The sequence below is a fragment of the Calothrix anomala FACHB-343 genome, assembly GCF_014696435.1.
GTDB classification, from domain to species: domain Bacteria; phylum Cyanobacteriota; class Cyanobacteriia; order Cyanobacteriales; family Nostocaceae; genus Aulosira; species Aulosira anomala_A.
This window is the reverse complement of record NZ_JACJQG010000031.1, coordinates 12,799-38,784: the sequence shown is the minus strand read 5'-3', so window position 1 is coordinate 38,784 and position 25,986 is coordinate 12,799. Positions and strand designations below refer to the sequence as shown.

Annotated in this window: 19 protein-coding genes; 7 read left to right on the top strand and 12 right to left on the bottom strand. The window is 39.8% G+C overall.

From position 1 onward, the window contains the following. Nucleotide 1 precedes the first annotated feature (1 nt). Genes H6G08_RS18455 through H6G08_RS18445 form a run of 3 tightly spaced genes read right to left on the bottom strand, consistent with a single transcriptional unit; the run spans nucleotide 2 to nucleotide 3,179 of the window. A complete protein-coding gene (locus H6G08_RS18455) occupies nucleotides 2–874 on the bottom strand; it encodes an ABC transporter permease (RefSeq protein WP_190545528.1) in 873 nt (290 codons plus the stop codon). A 47-nt stretch (nucleotides 875–921) separates the two neighbouring features. Further along, nucleotides 922–1,896, bottom strand: a complete 975-nt coding sequence (locus H6G08_RS18450; protein WP_190545604.1) for a glycosyltransferase family 2 protein — start codon at nucleotides 1,894–1,896, stop codon at nucleotides 922–924. 5 nt (nucleotides 1,897–1,901) lie between these two features. Continuing rightward, nucleotides 1,902–3,179, bottom strand: coding sequence for a glycosyltransferase (locus tag H6G08_RS18445; RefSeq protein WP_190545526.1), 1,278 nt, complete (start codon nucleotides 3,177–3,179; stop codon nucleotides 1,902–1,904). 1,081 nt (nucleotides 3,180–4,260) lie between these two features. On the opposite strand from H6G08_RS18445, the gene H6G08_RS18440 reads away from it, so the two are divergent. Continuing rightward, the gene (locus H6G08_RS18440) at nucleotides 4,261–5,646 is read left to right on the top strand and encodes an NF038122 family metalloprotease (RefSeq protein WP_190545524.1); all 1,386 of its coding nucleotides are present in this window, start codon (nucleotides 4,261–4,263) and stop codon (nucleotides 5,644–5,646) included. A gap of 217 nt (nucleotides 5,647–5,863) precedes the next feature. Here H6G08_RS18440 and gloA2 read toward each other — a convergent pair whose 3' ends face one another. The 3 genes from gloA2 to H6G08_RS18425 form a co-directional block, all read right to left on the bottom strand. Beyond that, nucleotides 5,864–6,250, bottom strand: coding sequence for an SMU1112c/YaeR family gloxylase I-like metalloprotein (gene gloA2, locus H6G08_RS18435; protein ID WP_190545602.1), 387 nt, complete (start codon nucleotides 6,248–6,250; stop codon nucleotides 5,864–5,866). Nucleotides 6,251–6,461: 211 nt separating this feature from the next. Next, nucleotides 6,462–7,742, bottom strand: a complete 1,281-nt coding sequence (locus H6G08_RS18430) for a vWA domain-containing protein (protein WP_190545522.1) — start codon at nucleotides 7,740–7,742, stop codon at nucleotides 6,462–6,464. Next, nucleotides 7,739–8,995, bottom strand: a complete 1,257-nt coding sequence (locus H6G08_RS18425) for a vWA domain-containing protein (protein ID WP_190545520.1) — start codon at nucleotides 8,993–8,995, stop codon at nucleotides 7,739–7,741. The genes H6G08_RS18430 and H6G08_RS18425 overlap by 4 nt, the downstream gene beginning before the upstream one ends. Before the next feature lie 331 nt (nucleotides 8,996–9,326). Here H6G08_RS18425 and H6G08_RS18420 point away from each other — a divergent pair, with 331 nt between their 5' ends. From H6G08_RS18420 to H6G08_RS18410, 3 genes are all read left to right on the top strand, one after another. Next, nucleotides 9,327–9,989 carry an ATP-dependent Clp protease proteolytic subunit gene (locus tag H6G08_RS18420; protein ID WP_190545518.1) on the top strand — a complete coding sequence of 221 codons (663 nt, stop codon included), beginning with the start codon at nucleotides 9,327–9,329 and terminating at the stop codon, nucleotides 9,987–9,989. Between the two features lie 113 nt (nucleotides 9,990–10,102). After that, nucleotides 10,103–10,696: an ATP-dependent Clp protease proteolytic subunit gene (locus H6G08_RS18415; protein ID WP_045868061.1), complete on the top strand. Its 594-nt coding sequence runs from the start codon at nucleotides 10,103–10,105 to the stop codon at nucleotides 10,694–10,696. A 244-nt stretch (nucleotides 10,697–10,940) separates the two neighbouring features. Continuing rightward, nucleotides 10,941–11,564 carry a J domain-containing protein gene (locus H6G08_RS18410; RefSeq protein ID WP_190545516.1) on the top strand — a complete coding sequence of 208 codons (624 nt, stop codon included), beginning with the start codon at nucleotides 10,941–10,943 and terminating at the stop codon, nucleotides 11,562–11,564. A gap of 322 nt (nucleotides 11,565–11,886) precedes the next feature. Here the strand turns inward: H6G08_RS18410 and H6G08_RS18405 are convergent, their stop codons facing one another. After that, nucleotides 11,887–12,429, bottom strand: a complete 543-nt coding sequence (locus H6G08_RS18405; protein WP_190545514.1) for a phosphate-starvation-inducible PsiE family protein — start codon at nucleotides 12,427–12,429, stop codon at nucleotides 11,887–11,889. A 208-nt stretch (nucleotides 12,430–12,637) separates the two neighbouring features. After that, complete coding sequence (locus H6G08_RS18400; RefSeq protein ID WP_190545600.1) at nucleotides 12,638–13,570, bottom strand: tetratricopeptide repeat protein; 933 nt, start codon at nucleotides 13,568–13,570, stop codon at nucleotides 12,638–12,640. 347 nt (nucleotides 13,571–13,917) lie between these two features. Here H6G08_RS18400 and H6G08_RS18395 point away from each other — a divergent pair, with 347 nt between their 5' ends. Next, the gene (locus H6G08_RS18395; protein ID WP_190545513.1) at nucleotides 13,918–15,972 is read left to right on the top strand and encodes an elongation factor G; all 2,055 of its coding nucleotides are present in this window, start codon (nucleotides 13,918–13,920) and stop codon (nucleotides 15,970–15,972) included. 179 nt (nucleotides 15,973–16,151) lie between these two features. Here H6G08_RS18395 and H6G08_RS18390 read toward each other — a convergent pair whose 3' ends face one another. The 4 genes from H6G08_RS18390 to H6G08_RS18375 all read right to left on the bottom strand — a co-directional run bounded on the left by H6G08_RS18390 (nucleotide 16,152) and on the right by H6G08_RS18375 (nucleotide 21,574). Beyond that, a complete protein-coding gene (locus H6G08_RS18390) occupies nucleotides 16,152–18,440 on the bottom strand; it encodes a tetratricopeptide repeat protein (RefSeq protein WP_190545511.1) in 2,289 nt (762 codons plus the stop codon). Between the two features lie 199 nt (nucleotides 18,441–18,639). Beyond that, on the bottom strand, nucleotides 18,640–19,971 hold the full coding sequence (locus H6G08_RS18385; protein ID WP_190545509.1) for an AAA family ATPase: 1,332 nt from the start codon (nucleotides 19,969–19,971) through the stop codon (nucleotides 18,640–18,642). Between the two features lie 102 nt (nucleotides 19,972–20,073). Next, a complete protein-coding gene (locus H6G08_RS18380) occupies nucleotides 20,074–20,445 on the bottom strand; it encodes a hypothetical protein (RefSeq protein WP_190545507.1) in 372 nt (123 codons plus the stop codon). Nucleotides 20,446–20,776: 331 nt separating this feature from the next. Continuing rightward, nucleotides 20,777–21,574, bottom strand: coding sequence for a peroxiredoxin-like family protein (locus tag H6G08_RS18375; protein WP_190545505.1), 798 nt, complete (start codon nucleotides 21,572–21,574; stop codon nucleotides 20,777–20,779). A gap of 590 nt (nucleotides 21,575–22,164) precedes the next feature. Here H6G08_RS18375 and H6G08_RS18370 point away from each other — a divergent pair. Continuing rightward, complete coding sequence (locus H6G08_RS18370; protein WP_190545503.1) at nucleotides 22,165–23,145, top strand: magnesium transporter CorA family protein; 981 nt, start codon at nucleotides 22,165–22,167, stop codon at nucleotides 23,143–23,145. A gap of 601 nt (nucleotides 23,146–23,746) precedes the next feature. Next, a complete protein-coding gene (ppk1, locus tag H6G08_RS18365) occupies nucleotides 23,747–25,921 on the top strand; it encodes a polyphosphate kinase 1 (protein WP_190545501.1) in 2,175 nt (724 codons plus the stop codon). The last annotated feature ends 65 nt before the right edge of the window (nucleotides 25,922–25,986 follow it).

The following is a 25,986-nucleotide window of genomic DNA, read 5'->3' as shown; positions in this document are numbered from 1 at the left end:
ATTAAGAACTAACTCTCTCAACTACAAAAGGCATAGCTAAACGAAATGTTACCCAGGTGATAATTAAACCGAGTAGAGTAATTGCACTCACAACCCAAAAACTATCAGGATTTGAGATACTACCAGTAGTTGCTAATTCTCGCGTTGTTACTAATAAAGGCGTGACCGGATTAAGCTGAACTAATATACTAAATATTCCCTGTTTGGGTACGGGATAAACTACAGGAGTGAGAAATAACCAAAAGCTTGTAATTAAAGTTAATCCTCGCGATATATCCTGATATAAAATTCCCAAGGGAGCTAATAAAATCCCGAAAAATGTTCCCAGTAAAATTAAATGAATCAGCGCTACTGGTGCGAGAATGACTGTCCAACTTACAGGAATTTTCCACCAAAGAAAAAATGCTACAATTAAAATTAATTTGATAGCGAAGTTAAAAAATACCTCACCTAGTTTAGCTAAAATTAACGCTTCTCTCGGAAAGTTAACTCTAGCTAATACTGGTTTGGCGGCGATTACAGCTTGTACCGGGCCATTTACAGCTTCAACAAATGTTTGCCATAATGCAGTACTGAACAATACATAAGCTGGGTAAGGTAAATCTGTATTTTGAATATTAATTACTTTGGCATCATGGGCTAATGTAAATCCTGCTGCCATAATAATTGGTGGTAAAAAAGCCCATGCTATTCCTAAAAAAGATTGACGATATTGAGCGCTAATATCCCGCACTAACAATCGCCAAGCAAGTTCGCGAGATGCTAATAAGTCTCGCCACATTTGTTGCGCTAATTGTTTGGGATTTCGCAATCTACTTTCAGGTGTATAGATAACTTCTTTTAGCTGAGAATTTAATTGCTGAGGCTGCTTCATTACTGATTTTCCGATGTTTGGACGTAACTATACCAAAGTCTGATGAATCACCAACTAGTAATCCAGCGATTCAGCAGTTTATCTACCCCCCGCAGGATTTTATTGACAACCTGAAAGCCAAATTTTCCTAAAGATAATTTCCGCGCTACTGGACGAATAATTGTCATTTGTCTTCGCGATCCTAAGCGTTTGTATCTATTTTGAAAATATTCATCTTCGCTTAAGTTCCATTTTTGACGCAGGTGTTTTAAGCTGGCTAATTCCCAGCGATCGCTCCACCGCAACATATAGTAATGTAAATCTGTCCAGTCTAATGGCGGCCCTGGTACATAAGTCACCACAGATGCAGGCTCTAGGTAAACTGTACCACCAACTGCCGCCACCGACATACACAAATCTACATGTTCTTTCGTAGAAAGTAACGCTTCATCTAAAAAGCCAATTTGCGCAAATATCTCTGTGCGGACTAGCATACAGTGAAACTCTGCTAAACCAGTGGGTTGCTGTGTTAATTGCGGAAGCACATCTGCAACTTTTCGTCCTTGATCGTAAATTTTTTCAATAATTCTGCGGCGATCGCGATCTAAGCGTACCCCTGTTTCTCCACCAGCACAATGTACTTCTTGATGGATGGGTGTACCTTGACATAATAACGGACTAACTATGGTTGCATGGGTGGTTTCTGCACAGTCTACCAAAGGTTGCAGCCAATTGGGACTGACAACCACATCGTTATCTATAAAGACAACATACTTAGTCTTCACTTCCTTCAACCCCATATTCCGCGCGCGGTTTGGTGATAGGTAAGTATTTTGGCGAATCAGTTGAAATTGCTTTTCTTTGGCTTGCGCTGCTAAATAATCGCGAATCGGCGACGGTGAATTACCATCTACATAAATTAAGTTAAATGGATAATCTGTATGCTCATAGATACTTTCTAAGGATTGGCGGGTGTAGCTAAAACGCTCTCTTGGTACTACTACAATCGTGACTAAAGAATGTGCGATCGCGCTTTGGTTCATGTTGTTCACATCCTTGTTACCGCTAAAGATTTGTCTGCGATCTGTAAATTCTGATTACTAATTTGCTGATAAATTTGTACTAATTCATCGTTAAGCTGATTGATATCGTATTGTGTTTCGACAAAAGCACGACCGGCTTTTCCCATTTTTTCCCACATTTCTGGATGCTCCAGCAGATAAATTAATTTTTTGGCGATCGCATCCGCATCTCGTTCGGGAACAAGAAACCCAGAAATTCCGTCTTCTACTAATTCAGGGATACCTCCATGCCTTGTACTAATAACTGGTAAACCCATAGCCATTGCTTCTTTTAATGTATTTACGGGTGCATCTTGATTTCCATCCTCGCTAGTAATACTCGGAGCCAAAAAAATGTGAGAATTATCCAGAAATTCAATAATTTCTAGTTGATGCTTCCAACCTAAAATCTGAATTTTATCCGTAATATTCAATGCTGTAATTAACTGTTCTAACTCCTGCCTTAAAACACCATCACCGATGATATTGTACTCAATATTTGGGTAAAGTTTCGCCACTTGATCCACGGCACGAATACTGTATTCTAAACCTTTTTTGGCTACTAAGCGAGCAGTTGTTAGCAGGTAAATTTTTGCATTTGCTTGAGGTGCGAATCTGGGTTTAAATTGAAATCGACTACAATCTATACCTGAACCATGTACAACAATTTTTTGAGGATCGCAACCTAAACGAATAGCTTTTTTTTGAAAAAATTGGCAATTTGCTAAGAAAAAATCTCCTTTGATAAAGAGTTCCTCATAAACATCCTCTCCATATTTATGGATATATGAACTGATATCGTAGCCGCGAAATGAAGTTACCAACTTACCACGAATTGCACCCAAATCTCGCCACAGCATAGTTTCTAGTCCCTGGGGGCCAAACTGACAATGAATAATATCGTAAGCTGGAGACTTTAATAGGGGAATGACTGAGTACAGTAATTTTAATGAAGCTGCTCGTTTGCCATATTTAAAAATATTCAGCGATCGCAGTAAGACTAAAGGAGCTTTCTTGAAATTCTCAATGATTAATTTGATTGCTTTGAGCAATCGCCAAAATCGATTCGTGGGTATGCTTGGTTGATAATAAGTGCGCGATAAAAGCTGATATTTATGGAAATTGGGATGTACTTTAGAACTATGACTAGGTTGATAAGCATAAATATCAACCTCATGTCCCCGTTCGATTGCACCTGTGATTTGATTAATAATAAATGTCTCCGATAATATCGGAAACTTCCCAACTATAAAGGCTATTTTCATTATTCATGTGCCGATTACTATGTATTCGAGACTTTAGTTAGACAATTTCTATCAAGTTACTTGCTGAATACTCCTTCATCAAAACTTCATGAAATAGAGTAGTAGGTATCTTTATATATGTGAAGTTTATTCTAATAGATACGAATGCTTATTTCAACCAAAAATCTCTTACTAGGAAGAAAATTCGGGAATTAAAGTATAATTTGATTCATTGTAAAATGATTGGATTTAACTTAGATTGTTGTTAACTAATACTCTGGAAAGTCAACTTTACTGGGTGAAAAAACGAACCACGAAGGCACGAAGTACTCAAAGAAAGAGGAAAAGAAGAGAACTAGAAAATTTAATGCACCTAGCATAGTTCCCTTGTCAGAGTACTAACTTGTGTTTGTCTAAAATTAAGTTCGGATTCACTCACCCATTGAACTATTACCAGTACAGCAGGAGATAGAAATATTAAGCTAACTTATCGTCTGCATCAAAGCCATCCAGGGTTTGCTGAACTACTGTAATTATCCAAAATACCTCAAGCTAAAATTCCGTACATCTACCCATAATCTGATAAATTTAAGTTCAGCAAGTAGCGAGGAAAATTTATCACCACAAATATTCACTGTTTTCAATCACCTTTGGGTTGATATTGAACATCACAATAACATCATAATTTTAACAAAAATTAACAATGACAACAGAAGGTTGTTATTCTGACAAAGTTATTATCGTCGGCAGGCGGCGATAATAACTTTGTGCTTTGTCATTTTTCAGTGGTAAGGGTTTCCAGCCTCTTTACGTTTCTTAATATAGTTAGATGCAATTACCGACTTACTGAAACTGATTAATCAATCAAAGTATTTATACAGAGTAAGAGGCTGATAACAATCAGTTGGGGCAAATATTTAGCTAGTAATTTTTTCACAGTATGTATATAGTAATATCCTCTATTTATGGTGGATTTATTTTGAATATTCATATCAAAAATTTGATAAAACCCCACAAGATTTCATTAATAGTTCATTAATTTCATGCTCGAAAATTGCTAAGTTAAAAGCGACTATAAAAAATTAACAGTTATAAAAACTATATGCGTATAAGCATTGGTATTCTATCTTTAATTACAACATTATGCGCTGTGACGGGCATGAGTATGCCAGCGCAAGCACTGAAATTGAACTTCACATACGATACAGAAGTCACAATGGAAGAAAAAGTTGCTGCAGAATTAGCCGGGAGTATTTGGGAACAATATCTTACGGATAATGCAACGATCAATATTCACCTGAAGAAGGGTAATTCCAGCAAATTACCTTCAGGAGTTCTAGCTGGGGCGATTCCAGCTTTTATGAACAATGTAAATTACAGCAGCTTTTACAACGCCTTAAAAAGCGATCGCACCACCGACAACAATATTTTTACTTATACAAATGATGAACTGGCTGTAGAAAATTTACCCATACCCCTTCTTTTTAGCAGTTTAACTGCGGAAATGGAAGGTTTCAAAGATAAGTCCTTTAGCAACATTAATCTAACTAGAGCTAATGCCAAGGCTTTAAATTTGCTAGACACAAATAATACTGATTTAGATGGGGTAATTGTATTCAATGATTTGATTAATACTGGCTTTGGTTGGCAAAATGATTATCTTAGTTCTGGTGTTGGCATTAATAAATTTGATTTTACTAGCGTCTTAATTCATGAAATTGGACATGTTTTAGGTTTTGTGAGTGGCATAGATGCTGTTAATGATAATAATTACAATAATGAAGTAGAGCGGAATAAGTATATTACTTCATTTGACCTATTTCGTAAATCATCGCTCACAACCGATCATGAAATAAATATGACTTATGGCGGAACTGGTAATTCAACTCCTTTCTTTTCCATTAACGGAGGAGACACAGCTTTAGCTAATTTATCTACAGGCGAAAATGAGGATTTAAAATCGAGTTTTTTCTTTACCAACTATCAACCAGATGGTTATCAAGGCAGCCACTGGAAACGTAGTAATAACGGTACTGCTCTAGGAATTATGGACCCATCTTTACCAAGCAATACCAGAAGAGGTTTAACTAATTTGGACTTACAAGCATTGGATGTTATTGGTTATAACCGAGCCTCTAGTAATTTTAATATTCTTTCATCAGCACAATTATCTACGCTGCAAAACCAAGCCCAAACAATTGCTAATACTAAAGGTAATAGCACGCCAGTAAGTAATATTAATAAAATGTTTAAGCAAAGCCGTTGGGGTGGTACGACGACTACAACAACCCTAAATCAAGGTCAAGATTTAACTGAATTTTTAGCTCAAGAAGGACTATTCCAAGTAAACAATGGAACTATGTGGGATAGTTATGATGAAGAACCTCAACAAGTCCCTGAACCTTCTGCGATTCTGGGATTGTTGAGCTTAGGTTTATTTGGTTTACGGTTAGGGAAAAAGAAAATACATTCAGAGACTATTAATTAAGTAAATCTTCAAGCTTGATTAGGAATCTGAGCTATTTATGTATTAATAATTCTTCAGGGCACAATAATGTTGGTTGTGTCCTGATTTTTTTATTTACCTGCCATAATTTTTATGGCTTACACAAGTTTCACAAAAAATAAAAGTTTTTTCTCTGTAATCAGCGGAGCTATCTCTAATTTTGAGGAATAAAGTCCTGACTACGAACTAGGTGACAATATTAATACTCATAAATTTCTAATGGTAAGTTATCTGGGTCTTTAAAGAAAGTAAACTTTTTTCCTGTAATTTCATCAATTCTAATATTTTCTACTTCTATACCTTTTGATTGTAAATCAGTTACAGTTTGCTCTATGTCATCAACTGCAAATGCTAAATGTCTTAAACCGCAAGCTTCTGGGCTATTAGGTCTTTGGGGGGGATTGGGAAAGGAAAATAATTCTATTTGGTTATTTTCACCAACTTTTAAATCTAACTTATAGGAATTTCTCTGAGCGCGAAAAGTTTCGGCAATAATTGGAAATCCTAAAACTTCTACATAGAATTTTTTAGAACGTTCGTAGTCAGAACAAATTATAGCTATGTGATGGATATCTTTTATTTTCATAAAATAGTTTGGCGAAATTAAAGATAACTGGCTGAGGCTGTCATTAGTCATTTGTCATTTGTCATTTGTCATTAGTCATTGGTAAAAATTTCCAGCCTGTTTACAGTTATTAAGATAGTTTGGTTTCTTACCACTGACTTACCAAATTACGAATTACGTAGGCGCAAGCCTTCCCGCAGGGTATTACGAATTACGAATTACGAATTACGAATTATTCTTGTAAAATTGTTTTGGAAACAATTCTGGTTTTCTTGCGCTCTGCTTCTGAGAGTTCTTCACCAGCTTGCAGGCGGGTAGCAGAAGTTTGTAGTACTGTGGCTGCACCTTTATCTCCAATTTGCAAGGCGGTTTTGGCGGCGGTTTGTAGCATGGTTGCAGCACCAATGAGATCGCCCTGTTGCAATTTGGTTTCTGCTAACTGGGTTTGGCGATATTTGGCTAAGGCTAAAATTGACTGCTGTACCTGGGGATTAAGATTTGGTTGGTAAGTAGAAACTACATCTGCATATACAGGTGCGATCGCAGAAAGTAAGCCTTGGCGATCTAGCGCTGGATCGTCATAACGAATTTGCACCTGTCCAATTTCCTGTCTACCTTCCGGTAAATTACTGAGATAAATATTAACTAAAACTACCCGTTCCCCATCTTGCATCAAGTCGCCTAAACGCACGGCAAAGCTTCCATCTGCTTCCTGTTGTACTGGTAACTCTATTGTATCTGGTGCTACTTGGGCAATGGGTTTAAGTTCGGCTAACCGTACTTGCGGTATCAAGGATAATAGCAAGTAGGCGTTAGTTAAACCCACCGATTGCATCCGTCTAAATAAGCGGCTAAATTCTTGGACAGCTTGTTGTGGATGCTCAATATAAGCTAATGTGCCACCACCAGCATCGGCAATTTTTTCTAGTAAATCAGAGTTCCAGTTACTGCCAAAACCCAATGTATTTACAGTTAAGTTCAATCTAGCGGCTTTTTGAGCAAGTTCTAAACAACGTTTGTTGTCATCCGGGCCTAATTGCCATTTCCAGATGCGCAAGCTGCTTTCACCATGTCCATCTGTGAGTAAAAAGGCTTGGGAAACAGCGCCTCTGGTACCTTTCATTAATTCTGTAATTCCCAGTTGCAAACCTTCGGCAATGACTGTACCACCACTTGCTTTAAGTTTGTTTTTAATTTGTGATTTAATGTTACCTAAATCTGCAACTACTTGGTTAGGGATAATTACTTCTGCCGAACCCGCAAAAGCGACTACAGAAATGCGATCGCCTGGATTTAGTCGATCTAATAATCCCTCAACTGCTTGAATCACATTCTTGATTGGTTCCCCATGCATCGAACCACTGCGATCGAGAATCAAGCATAAGTTGAGGGGTAAATTGCTACCAAACTCCTCAGCAATTGCCGCAACAGAAATTCCCAGTTGACGCTGGCTGTTAGCTTGAGCCAGGTCAACATTACTATCATTGAGTACAGACAGTAATTTTACTTTCATGGGTGAGGCGTATCCTGCAATACTGTTTTGGAGACAATCCGCGTTTTCTTGCGATCGCTTTCGGATAACTCTTCACCAGCTTGCAAGCGAGTAGCGGAAGTTTGCAATACTGTGGCTGCACCTTTATCGCCCATTTGCAATGCAGTTTTTGCTGCTGTTTGTAACATTGTCGCAGCTCCAGCGCGATCGCCTTGTTGTAATTTCGCTTCTGCTAATTGAGTTTGGCGATATTTAGCTAAGGCTAAGATAGACTGCTGCACTTGGGGATTAGCATCTGGCTGGTAAGATCTAACTACATTGGCATAAATGGGGATATTAGAGGTAAATAAATTGGTTTGGTTGTTAGCCGGGTCATCGTAGCGGACTTGCACATTCGCGATCGCTTGTTTACCTTCAGGCAACTGTCCCAAATAAATATTAGCTAAAATTACCCGCTCTACATCTTTCATCAAATCACCCAAGCGCACAGCAAAGCGTCCATCAGCTTCTGGTTGTACAGGTAACTCAATAGTATCGGGAGAAACTTGGGCGATGGGTTTAAGTTCCGCCAACCGCACATTGGGCATTAACGAGAATAGCAAATAAGCATTAGTCAAGCCAATTGTTTGAATCCGGTTAAACAGACGGCTAAATTCTTGGACTACCTGATCGGATTTTTGAATGTAAGACAGCGTACCCAAACCAGCATCAGCAATTTTTTCTAAAATATCCTGATTCCAGTTATCACCAAAACCCAAGGTATTCAAAGTCAAATTATAACTAGCCGCTAATTGAGCAAATTTCAAACAGCGATTGTTATCTCCATGCTCATTTTCGCCATCAGTTAACAAAAATACTTGAGAAACAGTATCTTTTTTCGCCTTTGCTAACTCCTCAATCCCCAGACGCAAACCTTCATCAATCGCCGTTCCCCCATCAGCACTGAGGCGGTTAATTTGCCTTTTGATCTGTTCGCGATCTTCAATGACTTGATTGGGTACTAAGACTTTCGCCCGGTGATCGAAAACCACAACACTGAGACGATCCTCCGGACTGAGTTGATCGACCAAACGAACTGCTGCTTGCTTGACAGTTTCTAACGGTCGCCCATTCATCGAACCACTATGATCGAGAATTAAGCATAAATTCAGTGGCACATTGCGATCCAAAACTTCGCCAATCGCAGAAATCGAAAGCGACAATTGACGCTGACTATTCAGTTGATTGACATCTAAATTACTATCATTGAGGATCGGCTGCAAGTTAACTTTCATAAACCAAAGTCCCTAGAGAGGATACACATTTTTATAAATAACTTCACAAGGCAACATCAAACCTACGGAAAACAATATAGATTAATCATCTGTAATTTTTGCAAATGTCCAGAGTCAAGAGTCAAAAGTCAATAGTCCAGAGTCGCGAATTTCTTTACAAATGACCATTGACCAATGACCAATGACCTATATTAAAGAATATCTTAGAAGCTAAAGATTGGCAGATACTCAGCCCCCTGAGGCATTAGCCAGAAATCCACACCTTGAAGATAGCTAGCATCGCGCTAGTATGTATTACAGTTAACGGCATAATTTCAGGCGATCAGTTGCTATGGACATTTCCCCCATCAAGGCTGTTCAAGCCCCCTACTACGGCGATAATTCTTACCGGACGCCGCCGCCAGATTTACCTTCCCTGTTATTGAAGGAGCGAATTGTCTATCTTGGGATGCCCCTGGTACCTGCTGTCACAGAATTGATCGTCGCTCAACTACTGTATCTACAGTCCGACGATCCCGACAAGCCGATTAAAATTTATATCAACTCTACCGGCACATCGGGTTATAGTGGCGATCCCATTGGCTTTGAAACCGAAGCCTTCGCTATCTATGACACCATGAAATACATCAAGCCACCTATTCATACTATCTGTATCGGTTCAGCAATGGGTATGGCAGCGATGTTACTCGGTGCTGGTACCAAAGGTTGCCGCGCCAGTTTACCCAACGCCAATATTATCCTGCATCAACCCAAGAGCTACGCCCAAGGTCAAGCAACGGATATTCAAATTCGGGCGAAGGAAGTTCTGGCTAACAAAGCCTCAATGGTTGATATCATATCTCGCACCACAGGGCAAGCCCCAGAAAAAATTACTAAAGATATGGATCGCCTCTTTTACATGACTCCCTATCAAGCAAAAGAATACGGTTTGATTGACCGAGTTTTTGAAAAAGAAGAACTTGCTAATCCACCTTTACCTGCGAGCATTCTTTAATTTGTCAAGGGTCAATAGTCAATGGTCAATGGTCAATAGTCAATAATATTTGACTGTGGACTGTGGACTGTGGACTCTGGACTAAGTACTAAATTACAAACGGAGTAACACAAATGCCTATAGGTGTTCCTAAAGTTCCTTACCGGATGCCGGGGGGTCAATTTACGGATTGGATTAGCATCTACGATCGCCTGTACCGTGAAAGAATTATTTTCTTGGGACGGGACATTGATGACGAAATTGCTAACCAAATTATCGCTGTTATGTTATACCTGGACTCGGAAGATCCGGGTAAGGACATTTATTTGTATATCAATTCTCCTGGTGGTATGGTTACCTCAGGTTTGGCAATTTATGACACCATGCAACACATCAAATCCGATGTGGTGACAATTTGCGTTGGTTTAGCCGCTTCAATGGGTTCTTTCCTGTTGGCTGCTGGCACCAAAGGCAAACGTATGGCATTGCCGCACTCACGGATTATGATTCACCAACCTTCTGGTGGTACGCGCGGACAAGCAACGGATATCGAAATTGAAGCTAGAGAGATTCTGCGGATTCGTAACCAGCTCAATCAGATTTACGCTAACAACACCGGTCAGACTTTAGCCAAAATTGAAAAGGACATGGATCGTGACTTTTTCATGTCTGCCGCAGAAGCTAAAGAATACGGTTTGATAGATCGCGTGATTGAAGAACGCCCGTAGGGGATGAGGCAGGGGGGCAGGGAGCAGGGAGAGCAGAGGGAGCAGAGGAAGCAGAGGAAGCAGAGGGAGCAAAAGATATGTTTAGCAATGCCCAATGCCCCATGCCCAATGCCCAATGCCCAATGCCCCATGCCCCAATTTGTCAATCCTGAACTTTAACTTAGAATATAAGTCTTTATTATTAATGACCTCAGACTTTAAGTGGCAAGCTTGAAGCTGAATATTTGATGGCTGATAGCTCAAGATGGATCTTGGAGATTGCTACCGTTTATTGGGTTTAAGGTCGGGAGCCTCTTTTGCTGACATTAAGGCGTCTTACAGACGATTGGCGCAGCAATATCACCCCGATATTAACCCAGATGACCACAAAGCTAAAGACAAGTTTATTGCCTTAACAGAGGCTTATAAATTTCTGTTGACTGTAGTTATACCAGAAGATGCTGTTGGCGTTGCTAGTCAAACGCCTGTTTCTGCACGGGAAGAAACAAAAACAGCACCTCAGGAGAAAGCACCAGCAGCAGCAGCGAAAAAGCGACAGGCGACGACACCGAAACCGCCTGGTGTAACTGCTATAGAACAGCGCCTCAAGTGGAATACTTATGAGCAGTTACAGCGATTTTTAAAAGAAAAACGGTTTCCGCAAGCGATCGCACTAGTAGAAGCTTTGGCAGATCGTTTACCAGAAGATGCTGAAGTGCGTCAGTGGCAAGCTATTACCTATCAAATCTGGGGGCGAGTGCTGATAGATCAACATCAAGTACTTAAAGCCAGAATTTACCTTAAAAAAGCGCTGAAGACAGATCCCAATAATAAAGCTTTGGGAAATGAGGTGCAGCGAGATTTACAGCGTTTAGAGCAAATGTTTTGATGGTAGGCGGTGCAATTAAAGATAGCTGTGAGGGTTGTCATTTGTCATTTGTCATTTGTCCATCTAGCTCCCATGCTCTGCGTGGGAGCTATGATCTGTGGGCTGCCGCCTCAATTTATCAGAAGACGAGGCGGAGCCTCGCAATACGCATTTCCAGCCAGAGGCTGGAAACGAGATAGAGAAAGGTTTTACTTTAAGTTGACACCTATGGGCATTGCCATGCCCTCTAGAATATATTGATGTGTCGCTAAATTACTCAGGAATGAGGCAAGGAAAGGCAGATTTGTCCAATAATACCCCATGCCCCATGCCCCTTGCCCATTTACGAAAGCTGCTGATTATCCTCACATCGAGAATATTGAAATTCTAGGTTTTGCTTGTCCCTAGTTCCTGTGTAAGCAATGGGGCAAAATTTTGTATTCGCGCTCATGCAATCCATGTGGGGTGTTTTGGCACACACTATGAGTAAGCCGCCCAAAATGAATAATAAACCACAAATTGCGGCTGTTTGAATTGAGGAAATTTCTAACGCACCGTGAACTACTACTTCTCGCAAGACGGAGACAATGGTAACTTCGACTGCTACACCCACGGCAATACTATGCTCTTGTAGGTAAATCATCAAGAGCCGAAATAATTCTACCAAAATTAATACAAAAAGTATTTTTGCTGTGACTAATTTGTAATCTAATGGCTGGGTAACGGCAATAAATATGCCCCATAATTGCAGCAACATCACAGCAAATAAACCTAAACACAAGACTATGACTATTAAGTCTTGAAACGCTTCCATGTTCTGCACGATCGCACGACGATCAAACCAGCGATCGCAAAATAAAAACCGACTTTTGACGCGCTTTTGCATTTACAATACCATTGCGATGGGTTAGGCTTAGACCACGCCAGATAGTCTAATCTACAATACCAATTCACTCAAATTAACCAAAAATGCCAAAATTAAAAGTTCAGATCCCATCTAATTCTTTTAATTTTGACTTTTGACTTTTGACTTTTGACTTTTGACTTTTGAATTGGTATAGCCCTATTGTTGCGCAATCTAAATGATTCACGCCTCAGCGAGGTTGGTAATTTAAATTCTGTGCTTGTTGTAACAATTGTTGAGCATTTCTTGCCCATTGGGGATTATTTTGTTGAGTGAATAAATCTCGCGCATATTGAAAAACTTGTGCAGCTTCTGCATATTTTTTTAATTGCATAAAAACTAATCCTGCACCATAATAAGCGCTGGCATAATTGGAGTTAGCAGCCGCAGATTTTCTAAAGGCTTCTAAGGCTTCGGGTAATTTACCTTGTTGAAACCAAAGTGAACCAAGATTATAGTGCGCTTCTGCATATCTAGGGTTAATTTTAATTGCTTGGCGAAACGCTTCTCTGGCTTGGTCGATTTTACCTTGTTGTAAATAAACTAATCCTAAATGGTAAGCTGGCTCTGGTGCATTTTGGCTATATTGTAGTGCTTTTTTAAAAGAGGCGATCGCTTTTTCCCAATCTCTCTGCTGTACTCTTAGCAATCCCATATTGTAGTGAGCAAAACCGAGTTTACCATCGAGTTCGATAGCTCGTTGCAAGTAATCATTGGCTAACTGTAAATTATTTCCTTCTAACAGCGAACCGCCTAAATTAGCAAAAGCAGGTGCAAATTTGGGATCGGCTTGGGTAGCTCGATAAAATGCATCCGCCGCAGGTTGTAATTGCCCAGCTTGGCGTAATGCTAACCCTAAATTATAGTACGCTGGCGCTAATCTGGGATCGATTTGGGCGGCTCTTCTAAATAAAGCGATCGCATCTTGTACTCTCCCTGCTTGAATCGCTTGTAAACCCTGATTTAATACATCTATCGCCGGCGGATTACCAGACTGAGCTATGATTTTAGGTGGAGAAATCGCAAAACTAACACCAGGATAAACAATACCACCCCAAAGCAAGATAAAACTCAGCGCTATCGTTGGGCGCAAAGTATGCAATGCTGGAAAATAGCCAACCATTTTATATATTAAGTTTCCTTTCTTCCTCCCCGATTGCTGACTCCAAATCCTGAGTAAGTTCATTTCAACAGTCATACTTTCAACTTGCACGTTTAGTTAACTTTTCTTCATATTTTTTTGAATAAAAATCGCTGGAATTAACAAAAGTTCAACATTTGGTATTAAAGTTTGATTTAATTAACTTTTCTTTAGCTAAATCTTACAACAAACTACAATTTTTCGTTGCACCGATTAAAGGGAGGATAATAACTGATTAAAGAGGAGATGATTCTCCTTTAGAGAACCATTTCTATCCTTGAATACACAGGATAATGCGGTTAGTGATGACTTACCGCAAGGGAGGTTTTATGAACGAAAAAGTAAAATCGGGTTCGCGGAACGTTGCAATTGTCGGCCCCTATTTAAGTGGGAAAACAACTTTACTAGAAAGTCTGTTATTCGTCACAGGGGCGATTTCCCGGAAAGGTAGTGTCAAGGATGGTAATACAGTTGGAGATAGTGCGAATGAATCGCGCGATCGCCATATGAGTGTAGAAGTCAGTGCGGCTAGTGCCGAGTATAAAGACTTACGCTTTAACTTTATTGACTGTCCCGGCAGTGTAGAATTTGCCCAAGAAACCTATAGTGCCTTAATGGGAGTTGATGCGGCGATTGTAGTTTGCGAACCCATCCGCGATCGCGTCCACACCCTGGCTCCTTTATTTAAATTCCTGGACGATTGGGAAATTCCCCACATTGTCTTTGTAAATAAAATGGACAGGGCAAATATTCATGTTCTCGAAACATTACACGCCCTCAAAGCCGTTTCCAGCCGTCCCCTAGTCGCTCATCAATATCCCATCATGCAAGGGGAACAGCTGACAGGCTTTATTGATATGGTCACAGAACAAGCATATCAATATCATCCAGGCGCACCAGCTGATTTGATTCCCTTCCCCGAACATTTAAAAGAAGAAGAACATACTGCACGAGCCGAAATGCTCGAAGCTTTAGCAAATTTTGACGATCACTTATTGGAAGAACTTTTAGAAGATATCGAACCACCCCAAGAAGAAATTATCAAAGATTTAAAAATGGAATTAGGGGCAGATTTAGTAGTCCCCGTATTCTTTGGAGTGGCGGAACAAGATTATGGTGTGAGACCTTTATTAGAAGCGTTAGTTAGAGAAGCACCAGAACCAGAAGTTACAGCAGAACGTCGCTTAAGCAAAGTTGGCAATACACCAATTGCCCAAGTATTAAAAACTTACTACACTCCCCAAGGCGGCAAACTCTCCCTAGTCCGTGTCTGGCAAGGTAAATTAACAGATGGTATTGTTCTTAACGGTGTGCGTGCTGGTGGTATTTATCGGTTGATGGGACAGCAACAGCAGTCAGTGAATGAAGTATTAGCTGGAGAAATTGTTGCTTTAAGCCGTTTAGAAGGCATTAAAACAGGCGATATCCTGACTCTAGAAGGTCAGCCAACAGTAAAATTACCCCAAGCTGGGCAATTGGAACCAGTGTATGCCTTGGCAATTACTCCCGAAAAGCGCAACGATGAAGTCAAACTCAGTAGCGCGATCGCTAAACTTTTAGAAGAAGATCCATCTTTAAATTGGGAACAACATGGCGACACCCACGAAGTAATTCTGTGGGGACAAGGGGAAATTCATCTGCAAGTCGCCTTAGATAGACTGCGGCGCAAATATAACCTCCCGATGACAACCCACCTCCCGCAAGTTCCTTACAAAGAAACTATCCGCAAACCTGTAGCCGCCGTTCACGGACGCTACAAGCACCAAAGCGGCGGACACGGGCAATTTGGTGATGTATTCCTCGATATTCAACCCCTACCCCGTGGTGAAGGCTTTAACTTCCGGGAAACCATTGTTGGAGGTGTCGTTCCCAGACAGTATATTCCTGGCGTAGAAATGGGTGTACGGGAATTTTTGGCACACGGGCCTTTAGGCTTCCCGGTTGTGGATGTAGCGGTAACATTAACTAATGGTTCCTACCACAACGTTGATAGTTCCGAACAAGCCTTTAAACAAGCCGCAAGGTTGGCGATGCAAACGGGAGTACCTCAAGCCCAACCCACACTTTTAGAACCGATTCTCAAAGTAGAAGTAACCACACCCAGTGAATTTACCTCGAAAGCTTTGCAACTACTGAGCGGTAAACGGGGGCAAATTTTAGGCTATGAAGGCAGAAATGATTGGCAAGGTTGGGATAATATCTCAGCATACCTACCCCAAGCAGAGATGCAAGACTTTATTGTTGAATTGCGATCGCTTACTCTTGGTGTTGGTTCCTTCCATTGGGAATACGATCATCTGCAAGAAGTACCGGAAAAACTCGCTGAACGTGTAATTGCTGGTAATGGCAATGGCCATAGTAACGGTAACGGTAACAGCAAGTAATCTGATTTTGCCTTAATCTCAAATTATCGCCCTGCGCTGAATTGTGCAGGGTGATTTGTAGAATAGATACTTTTTTAGGGTGTTTTCACTTCGTTACTTAATAAAATCAAGAGTGATCGCTTTTAATTTGAGTTTTTGCTAAAGAGTATCAAGATTCAATAGAAGATTTACCTCAGTAGCTATCCTTGAATCAATGCTTGAAAGCGCTCATCATCCCGAATGATATCAAAATCAGATTCAGTTTTCGCCCATTCACGACATTTTTCTGGATTAAGTTTAATTGCTGTTTGCAGGTTTTCAACTGCTTGCTCAATATCACATTTGACAGCATAATACCGGGCTTTATTGTACCAAGCATAGTGGTAATCAGGTTTAATGGACAAGGCTTTGTCATAGCTGGCGATCGCTTCTTCAGTGCGTCCTAAATTCCGTAGCGCATTCCCCCGGAAGAACCAAGCATCGTGGTAATCAAGCTTAATTTGTAAGGCTTTGTCATAGCTGGTGATCGCTTCTTCATTGCGTCCTAATTTAAATAGCGCATTCCCCCGGTTGTACCAAGCTTGGTGTAAATCAGGTTGAAATTCCAAGGCTTTGTCATAGTTGGCGATCGCTTCTTCATTGCGTCCTAAATCATCTAGCGCAATCCCCCGGAAGAACCAAGCATAGTGTAAATCAGGTTGAAATTCCAAGGCTTTGTCATAGTTGGCGATCGCTTCTTCATTGCGTCCTAAATCATCTAGCGCAATCCCCCGAAAGAACCAAGCATAGTGTAAATCAGGTTGAAATTCCAAGGCTTTGTCATAGTTGGCGATCGCTTCTTCATTGCGTCCTAATTTAAATAGCGCATTCCCCCGGTTGTACCAAGCTTCGTGTTTATCAGGTTGAAATTCCAAGGCTTTGTCATAGCTGGCGATCGCTTCTTCATTGCGTCCTAATTTAAATAGCGCATACCCCCGGTTGTTCAAAGGTTGGTGGTAATCTGGTTTAATTTCTAAAGCTTTGTCATAGCTGGTGATCGCTTCTTGATTGCGTCCTAATTTAAATAGCGCAATCCCCCGGTTGTACCAAGCTTGGTGGTAATCAGGTTTAAATTCCAAGGCTTTATCATAGTTGGCGATCGCTTCTTGATTGCGTCCTAAATTAAATAGCGCATTCCCCCGGTTGTACCAAGCATCGTGGTCATCTGGTTTAATTTCTAAAGCTTTGTCATAGCTGGCGATCGCTTCTTCATTGCGTCCTAAATTCTGTAGCCCATTCCCCCGGAAGAACCAAGCTTGGTGGTCATCTGGTTTAATTTCTAAAACTTTATCATAGTTGGCGATCGCTTCTTGATTGCGTCCTAAATTAAATAGCGCATTCCCCCGGTTGAACCAAGCATAGTGGTAATCAGGTTGAAATTCCAAGGCTTTGTCATAGTTGGCGATCGCTTCTTCATTGCGTCCTAAATTCTGTAGCCCATTCCCCCGGAAGAACCAAGCCTCGTGGTAATCAGGTTTAATGGACAAGGCTTTGTCATAGCTAGCGATCGCTTCTTCATTGCGTCCTAAATCATCTAGCGCAATCCCCCGGAAGAACCAAGCATCGTGGTAATCAGGTTTAATGGACAAGGCTGTGTCATAGCTGGCGATCGCTTCTTCATTGGGTCCTAAATCATCTAGCGCAATCCCCCGGAAGAACCAAGCATCGTGGTAATCAAGTTTAATGGACAAAGCTTTGTCATAGCTGGCGATCGCTTCTTTATAATTCTGTCCAGCAGATTGCAAATTTCCAAGGGTAATCAGTAAATCACATTGACGGTCAGGTGTTTGATGGTCTTCTGCTATTAATTCTTGAATTGCTAATATTTCTTGAGTTCTTTCTTCTGGGGTGAGGTTGAGATATTTTTCATAATCACCATCCTGAATAATACGTGATGACTCTTGTGCTAAAGTTTCCGCATCGATAGGAAATTCAAATAAGCCAGAACGCCAATCAAAAAAATCAGGCGCACGTTGAATAAAATATTTAATTGCAAATATCGGTAGCAAGAATACAAAACAGATATTAAAGTTATCCCTAAACCGTTCTCGCTGTTGGTTAAGGTTAATTAAAACAGGTGGTACACCCTTCCAACTGTATGAATATCTATCTATGCTATTCCAACCTGCAAGGTTTTTGTACTCTTCATATGCATAAAATGAATGCTCTAACCCTGTAATAAATAAAATATTTATCTCTTTTTTGTTATCTAAATTATCAATTATTTCATATAAATTATTCACAGCTTGCTCAAGTCGTAGAACTGCGATATTTTTATTGGGAATATCTTCTTTAACTTTGGTAATTAACTGCTCACCCTCAGCCGGAGAACAACGAACAAATAATAAGCCAAAGCTTTCTGTAAAATTCAGCGTGCGGACTAAGGCTTGATATTCTTCATCTCCTTCTGTTGGTAAATCTTTATCCCAATCCGTCAGTTCTAGGGTCATAATCCAATACAGTTCAGTTAAAGATAATTGTAGGTTGGGTTGAACGTAGTGAAACCCAACAATATGCCGAAAATGTTGGGTTTCGTTCCTCAACCCAACCTACACAATTTCTAATTGTATATATCTTTATATAAAATTATAATACAGCCCACGCAGGTGGGCTTCGTTCGTATAGCGACACCCTTCAGGGTGTTGCGTTCTATGCCGGATACAATCGATTAAAGGTATCTTGAAATTCCTTAATTCCCTTAATCAAAGGATGAATATCATACCAAACTTGACTTTCTCCATCTCCATTTAAATAACGATATTCTAAAATACAGCGATTAAATAATAAACCTCGATACAAGGCATTATTTTCTATTTCCTTAGAATAATACACATTTGCCAGTGCTTCCCATTCATTGGCAAAAACTGTATTGCGATAAGTATTTCGCAACTCGCTAAATGAGCGCTGTAAAGCTCTGGTAGGAATGGGTAAACTGTTAGTGTATTTAATCGCCTCCTTCATTAATAATAATAAATTTCTCACATGACCTCCACTCATGAGGCATAATCTTTCTAAAGCTTCTCGCTGCTCAAACATATCGACAATAGATAAACTTGAGTCGATTAAACTCAGACGTTTTTGCAATATTTCTGTAACTTTATTAATTCCCCGTTGATATGGTTGATTATCTGGTGTTTGCACCATAATCATCGGCAACACCTGAGTATTACCATAAATATTCGCTAGGTCAGCAGCGCGGTTAGAATACAGTAAAGAAATGGGTATTGTATACAGCAAATGACAATCTAAAGCTTGGAGTTGTTCGCTACGATCGAGAAAAATTTGGTCGTGATTGCTGCGTCCATCTTCTTGAGGTATGGGTACAATCCGGTCTAAGTTATCAGCAATTAATACAAGTTGAGAATATCCTGAAGGTAAGTTCTTTTTAGCATCTTGAATAAACTCATTTAAAGCTGCAATTAAAGTAATTGTATGGGGATTGACGCGATCGCGGATTTTTTGGCGTTGGGTGGGTTCTGTGCGCAAATTTGCGGTTAATTTGGCGAATTGGGCAATTTGCCCTTCTATACTTAAGCTTTGTAAGGAAACCTCAGTTAATGCTAAATCTTTTAAATCTTGCCAGCGATCGCCTAACCAGTTTAATAAACTAGCTGGGGAAGTGGTATCTTTTAATGATTCTAGTAAATGGCGGGTACAAGCTAACAGAATATCTGTATATTGGGCATCTTCTGGATCGATATCTTGTTCATCTGCGGGAAAATAAACTACAAAGCAACCTTGCTCATCTAAATGTTGCTGTAAACGCAGTAATTCTGTAGATTTCCCCGCACCGCGATGACCTGCATATAATTGAGAGGTCATTCTGTCAGAATACAAAATCTCTCTACCTACTTCTACTAATATGTCTCCATCTCCCCGCACTTCTGTACAATCCACATAAGCCGGATCTCCTGCGGGTAAGGGGCGAAATGGATCAAAAGCATTGTATATCCGCTTTAATAGGGCAAAATCCGCAGTCATAAATCTGAGTTTCCGATTTTAGCGCCATATTATCGCAAATTTACGGAGATAGGTAGAGAATTAAATTTTCGGGTGGGTTATAACTTTAGCGTCAACTATTACTCAAATTGGCGGTGCGTTAGCCTGCGGCGTAACACACCCTACTTGAAAAATGAGGCTCAAAGGCTCATTAACGAAGAAAATATCCTCATTAATCAGGTTCAAAGACTCATTAATCAGGCTCAAAGACTCGTTAATCAGGTTCCAAGACTCGTTAATCAGGTTCCAAGACTCATTAATCAGGTTCCAAGACTCATTAATCAGGTTCCAAGACTCATTAATCAGGCTCAAAGACTCATTAATCAGGTTCCAAGACTCATTAATCAGGTTCCAAGACTCGTTAATCAGGTTCCAAGACTCGTTAATCAGGCTCCAAGACTCATTAATCAGGTTCCAAGACTCGTTAAGGGAACTCCAAAAAATAAATAATGCCAAATTGTAGGGGCGGGGTAACCCATTGGTGTCAACTTAAGCTCAAAACCTTTCTCTATCTCGTTTCCAGCCTCCGGCTGGAAATGCGTATTGCGAGGCTCCGCCTCGGAAGCTGATAAATTGAGGCGGAGCCTCAGGATCATCGCTCCCACGCAGAGCATGGGAGCCAGTTAAAACCAGCGCCGAAAATGTTGGGTTTCGTCCCTCAACCCAACCTACTAGCGCGGCAACCTTAAAATGTTTGGTTGATTAATGATATTATTCCGAAATTATGGGATTTCCATTTTTTGAACCCAACAAATTAGACTAGACGCGCTACTACGCCTATCAGAAATTAGTGCGTAGCGGTAAAGGTATCTCGATCAATTAAGGATAAAAATGATAATGGCTGACTCATATTAGCCGCAAAGCCGAGAATCCCTGGATCGCGATGTTCATACAGTAATTCGCCTTGGGAATTAAACAAAAAAGTTCCTCCACGCTGAGTTAAGTAGGCAGAGTTAGGTACATAAGTCTGCCAATTGCGCAGCACTTCTACCATATTCCGCAGACGCAGAGTAGCTAATTCAAAGGGGCGTTGAAACCCACCGCCACCAGCTAATTGGAACAATGAGCCTTTAAAAGCAGGTAGGGGAGTACCTTGAATAATTTCATCATCGCCAATAAGTTGCGGGGCTTGACGATCTCCCCGGTATCCGCGAAAAACTTCTTTGAGAGTTCCCGGACTGCCTAACCCTGCACACATTAACATGAGATTAAGCCAAGCTTTCACAGATACCGAAAGTCCAGGAACAGCCAGATTCAACCCAGAATAAAGTTTGAGTTGTTGATGTAATTTGGCTTCAGGTTCCATAAATAAATGTTGGGGTGAAAATCCTGTATATTCACAGAATTTTGTTCCCGAAGTGCGATCGCCTATTCCCACTGCACGAATCGCGAGTTTTTCAGCAGGAAATTTTGTGGCTTCGCGCTGTAACCACCAAGCATATTCCAGACTATCAAAATCCCCCAGTTGCGGCCAGACTAAAACAAGGATATGGGAAGCAGTCTCGCAATTTTTTAGTATGGGTAGGGTGATGCCATCACTCACGCGCTGAAGTTCGGTCTGCTGAAGGATATTATGGGGATTCATTACCAAGATTAACTGCTATTTTGCTATGCAAATTTTAGCCTAATCGACAATTACCCATAAACCCGCCCCTACTCTGGGTTTACAGCAGATTTCCGGTAAATGAGGTACGCGCTTCGGGGCATGGCAGTGCCAGTGCCCCTACAATCTGGTAGTCTGTCAATTTTGTTTTGAGGGGTTTTTGGTAGTGTGGGCATCTTGCCCGCGTGAGCGTCTCGCTCACACTACTGGGGAGCATCCCAAATGTGCAAAAACGCCCTCACCCTATAAGGGTGGGGCTAGAAATACGAAGCCTGCCCTCGCAGGCTAAAAGTTTGATAGCCTGCGAAGGCAGGCTTTGTTGGTATAGCAATACCCTTGAGGGTATTGCGTCAAAATTGGGATGCTCCCCACTACTGTCCCTCATTTCAACCCTGACAGACTACTAGATAGATTGAGAAACTAGAGAGGCTAGCAGTTTTTATAACCTTTTCTTAATCTAAAAACAGACCTGTAATAGTTTAATTACTGACAATGACAGAAACAGAGGTGAAACAAGTCTCCAGGTAGATTGTCAGTCACCGGGTTTTGCACGGCTTCATTAGGATTGCTATATGCTAATTCTCCTCACTTTTTCCCAAAATCATCTGGAAGCCTTCTCTAGTAAAGATGTTGATGTCATCCTCAAAAGAATTAGAAGCTGTGACAATATCTGGTTGCGCTGTATTCGCTTTCGCGATCGCACTGCCATTGCCAAAATTATCAACCACTTTGGAATTAATCCATCTCGCGTTGATATGATTTTTAACCATTTTCCCATAGGTATTGATGAAGAGATAGAAGATTGTTTATTTGATAGTTATGAAATTATGACTAATCAAATAAAAAATCGCGATTTTGAGATAGCGCGTGGCAGTATTATAGTACAAAATAATTTTATTATCACTTTTGAAAGTACAGAAATTAGAATCCTCACTATTCTTAATAACAATATTCAAAAGGGAATTTTAGATATAAAAACTTTTGGTATAGATTATCTATTGTATTTAATTTATAAAGATATCCTCAATAATTACCATACTGTATTTGACTATATTTCTAGACAGCTTGATGATTTAGAAGATGCTGTTTTAGATAATTCTGGCGATGAATTAACTTATAAAAAAATTGCGACGATGCGACAATCGACTCGCTGCGGAAGGCGGAATTTTCAAAGCATCAAGTCACTTTTAGTCATGATGGATTATGAGGATTTTCAATGGTTAAGTCATCCAGTTAAAGAACTGTTTCAACAAGAATTAGTGCATCAAGTCGATAAACTTTTACAAGAATACCAAGCCTTGAGAATTTGGATGTCAGAATTACTGGAAATTCAACGAGATAATATTGCTAGCAAAACCAGCGAACGCATTAATCGCTTAACTATCCTTTCGACAGTATTTTTACCACTCACTTTTATTTCTGGCTTTTATGGTATGAACTTTAAATATATGCCGGAATTAGAGCAACATTGGGGTTATCCGATGGTAATTGTTGTGATGGTTATAATTGTGATTAGTAGTATTATGTATGCAAAAAAACAACGCTGGCTTTAGCAATATTACGTAACAGCAATTTAATATGAAGTTACATATATCTAGATCCCCCTAAATCCCCCTTAAAAAGGGGGACTTTGATTCTTTCCCCCCTTAATAAAGGGGACTTTGATTCTTTCCCCCCCTTAAAAAGGGGAACTTTGATTCTTTTGCCCTTTAAAAAGGGGGACTTTGATTCTTTCCCCCCCTTTTTTAAGGGGGGCTAGGGGGGATCAAATTCTATGCAGCCTCATAAAAAATCGGTATAACAGCAATTTTCAAGTAATTTAATTAACCACATTTGCAAGGCATTTAAAAAATATTACCTTGTAATGTTTGCATCTTTCATCTATCCTGAGATAGTTTTTCAAGTCTCCTTTAGCTAAAATTTTTCTCTCCATTGAGGCTGTTTTATATTATTCAGGACAAATTTAAATAAATATATATTTAACCTTGAGTAAACCTTGGCTTAACTATAATTAAAACGAAGCCCAGCCAAGAAAAAAATTCTAAAACTTCAGGATTTAAAGCTTAAATAGAATTGATTAAATAGAACTAGGACATGGTAATGTAAGGAAAATAATTTCACAGTGAAAATTTTAATTTAATAAACACAATAATTATGAGTAAAGCAAAAAAGGCTAGCAAAGACCTTAATTTAAATAGTGCTGATTATTACTTTAATCGAGAACTTAGCTGGTTAGAATTTAATCGGCGGGTTCTCCATGAAGCGCTAGATATTCGCAATCCCTTATTAGAAAGACTGAAATTTACGGCTATATTCAGTTCTAATTTAGATGAGTTTTTTATGGTGCGTGTCGCCATTCTCAAAGAACAAGTTCAAGCACAAGTATTGCAGCAAACGAGCGATGGACTAACGCCACAAGAACAATTAAAAGCAATCTATCAACGCCTACATCCAATGGTGATTGAACAGCATCATCACTTTGAGAAGGTGTTACGCAAAGAAATGGCTGCAAATGGTATTCATCTTTTAAATTACATCGATACTAATCAAGAACAGCGTCATTATTTAACGCAAATATTTCAAAAAAAGCTGTTTCCGGTACTAACACCACTAGCAGTAGATCCTAGTCATCCCTTTCCCTTAATGGCAAATCTCAGCCTGAATTTAGCGGTGGTAGTGAAAGCTCCCAATACAGGCGAAGAAAAGTTTGCGAGAGTAAAAGTCCCGAATATTCTTCCTCGGTTTATTTCTCTACCCCAGGAATTGCAACTACAAAATGGTAAATTGAGCTACTGGACAGCTGTACCTCTAGAGCAAATTATTGCTCATAATTTAGAATTTCTATTTCCGGGGATGATTATTAAAGAATATCATCTGTTTCGCCTAACTCGCGATGCTGATTTAGAGTTAGCGGAAGAAGAATCTGATGATTTATTATTTGCAATTCAACAAGAATTACGCAAGCGTCACTTTGATGGTTCGGTAGTGCGGTTAGAAATTCAACCATCAATGCCTAAGTCTGTGAGACAGATGCTAACAGCAGAAATGGAATTGGCTGAAAGTGATATTTACGAAATCAACGGCTTATTAAATTTAAAAGATTTAATGTCCTTAGTGAAATTACCTTTACCTAATTTGAAAGATCCTAGTTGGAAACCTGTGATTCCTTCGCGGTTACGCCATTTACATCAGCAGCAGAAAATTTCCAATGTAGATAGCCAATATCACAATATTTTTGAGGTAATTCAGCAAAAGGATTTATTAGTCCATCATCCCTATGAATCATTTAGTAGCTCTGTGGAAACATTTATCGCCCAAGCTGCTCGCGATCCGCATGTCTTAGCCATTAAGATGACACTTTATCGCACTTCTGGAGATTCTGATATTATTAATTCTCTGATAATGGCGGCTGAAAGTGGTAAACAAGTGGCTGTGATTGTTGAACTCAAAGCCCGTTTTGATGAGGAGAATAATATTACTTGGGCTACACAGTTAGAAAAATCTGGGGTGCATGTTATTTATGGATTAGTTGGACTGAAAACGCACACAAAAATTGTGTTGGTAGTGCGTCAAGAAGGAGAAGAAATCAGGCGATATGTGCATATTGGGACGGGAAATTATAATCCGAAAACAGCTAATTTATATACTGATGTAGGGTTATTAAGTTGTCGAGAAGATTTAGGCGCAGATTTAACTGATTTATTTAATTATTTGACAGGTTATTCTTGCCAAGAGTCTTATCGTAAATTATTAGTATCGCCTGTGAATATGCGCGATCGCATTATCGCCTTAATCCACAGAGAAATTGAATACTGTAAAAACGGCAAAACCGGTCATATTATCGCCAAAATGAATTCTTTGGTGGATACGCAAATTATTGCTACTCTATACGCCGCTTCTCAAGCTGGGGTAAAGATTGACTTGATTATCCGAGGTATTTGTTGTTTGCGTCCGGGAATTCCCGAAGTAAGTGAAAATATTCGCGTAATTAGTATAATCGGGCGATTTTTAGAACATTCGCGGATATTTTACTTTGCCAATGATGCACAAAGTGAAGTATACATTGGTAGTGCCGATTGGATGCCACGTAATTTAGATCGCAGAGTAGAAGCAGTTACACCTGTAGAAGATGTTGAGATTGTGCAAACTTTGCAAAATATCTTAGCAATTATGTGGACAGATAATCGACAAGCTTGGGAACTACAATCAGATGGTTCTTATATTCAACGTCGTCCCCAAGAAGATGGAGTAGAACGGAATTCGCAAAAGATGCTCATGGAAAAGATACAACAATTATCCACTAATAAATTGTTGACAATTCAAAATTAAGAAAGCCATATTTAGCAAGGGTTTTTGAGTTTGGATCTGTTGCTGAATTTTGCAGAATTGGTATG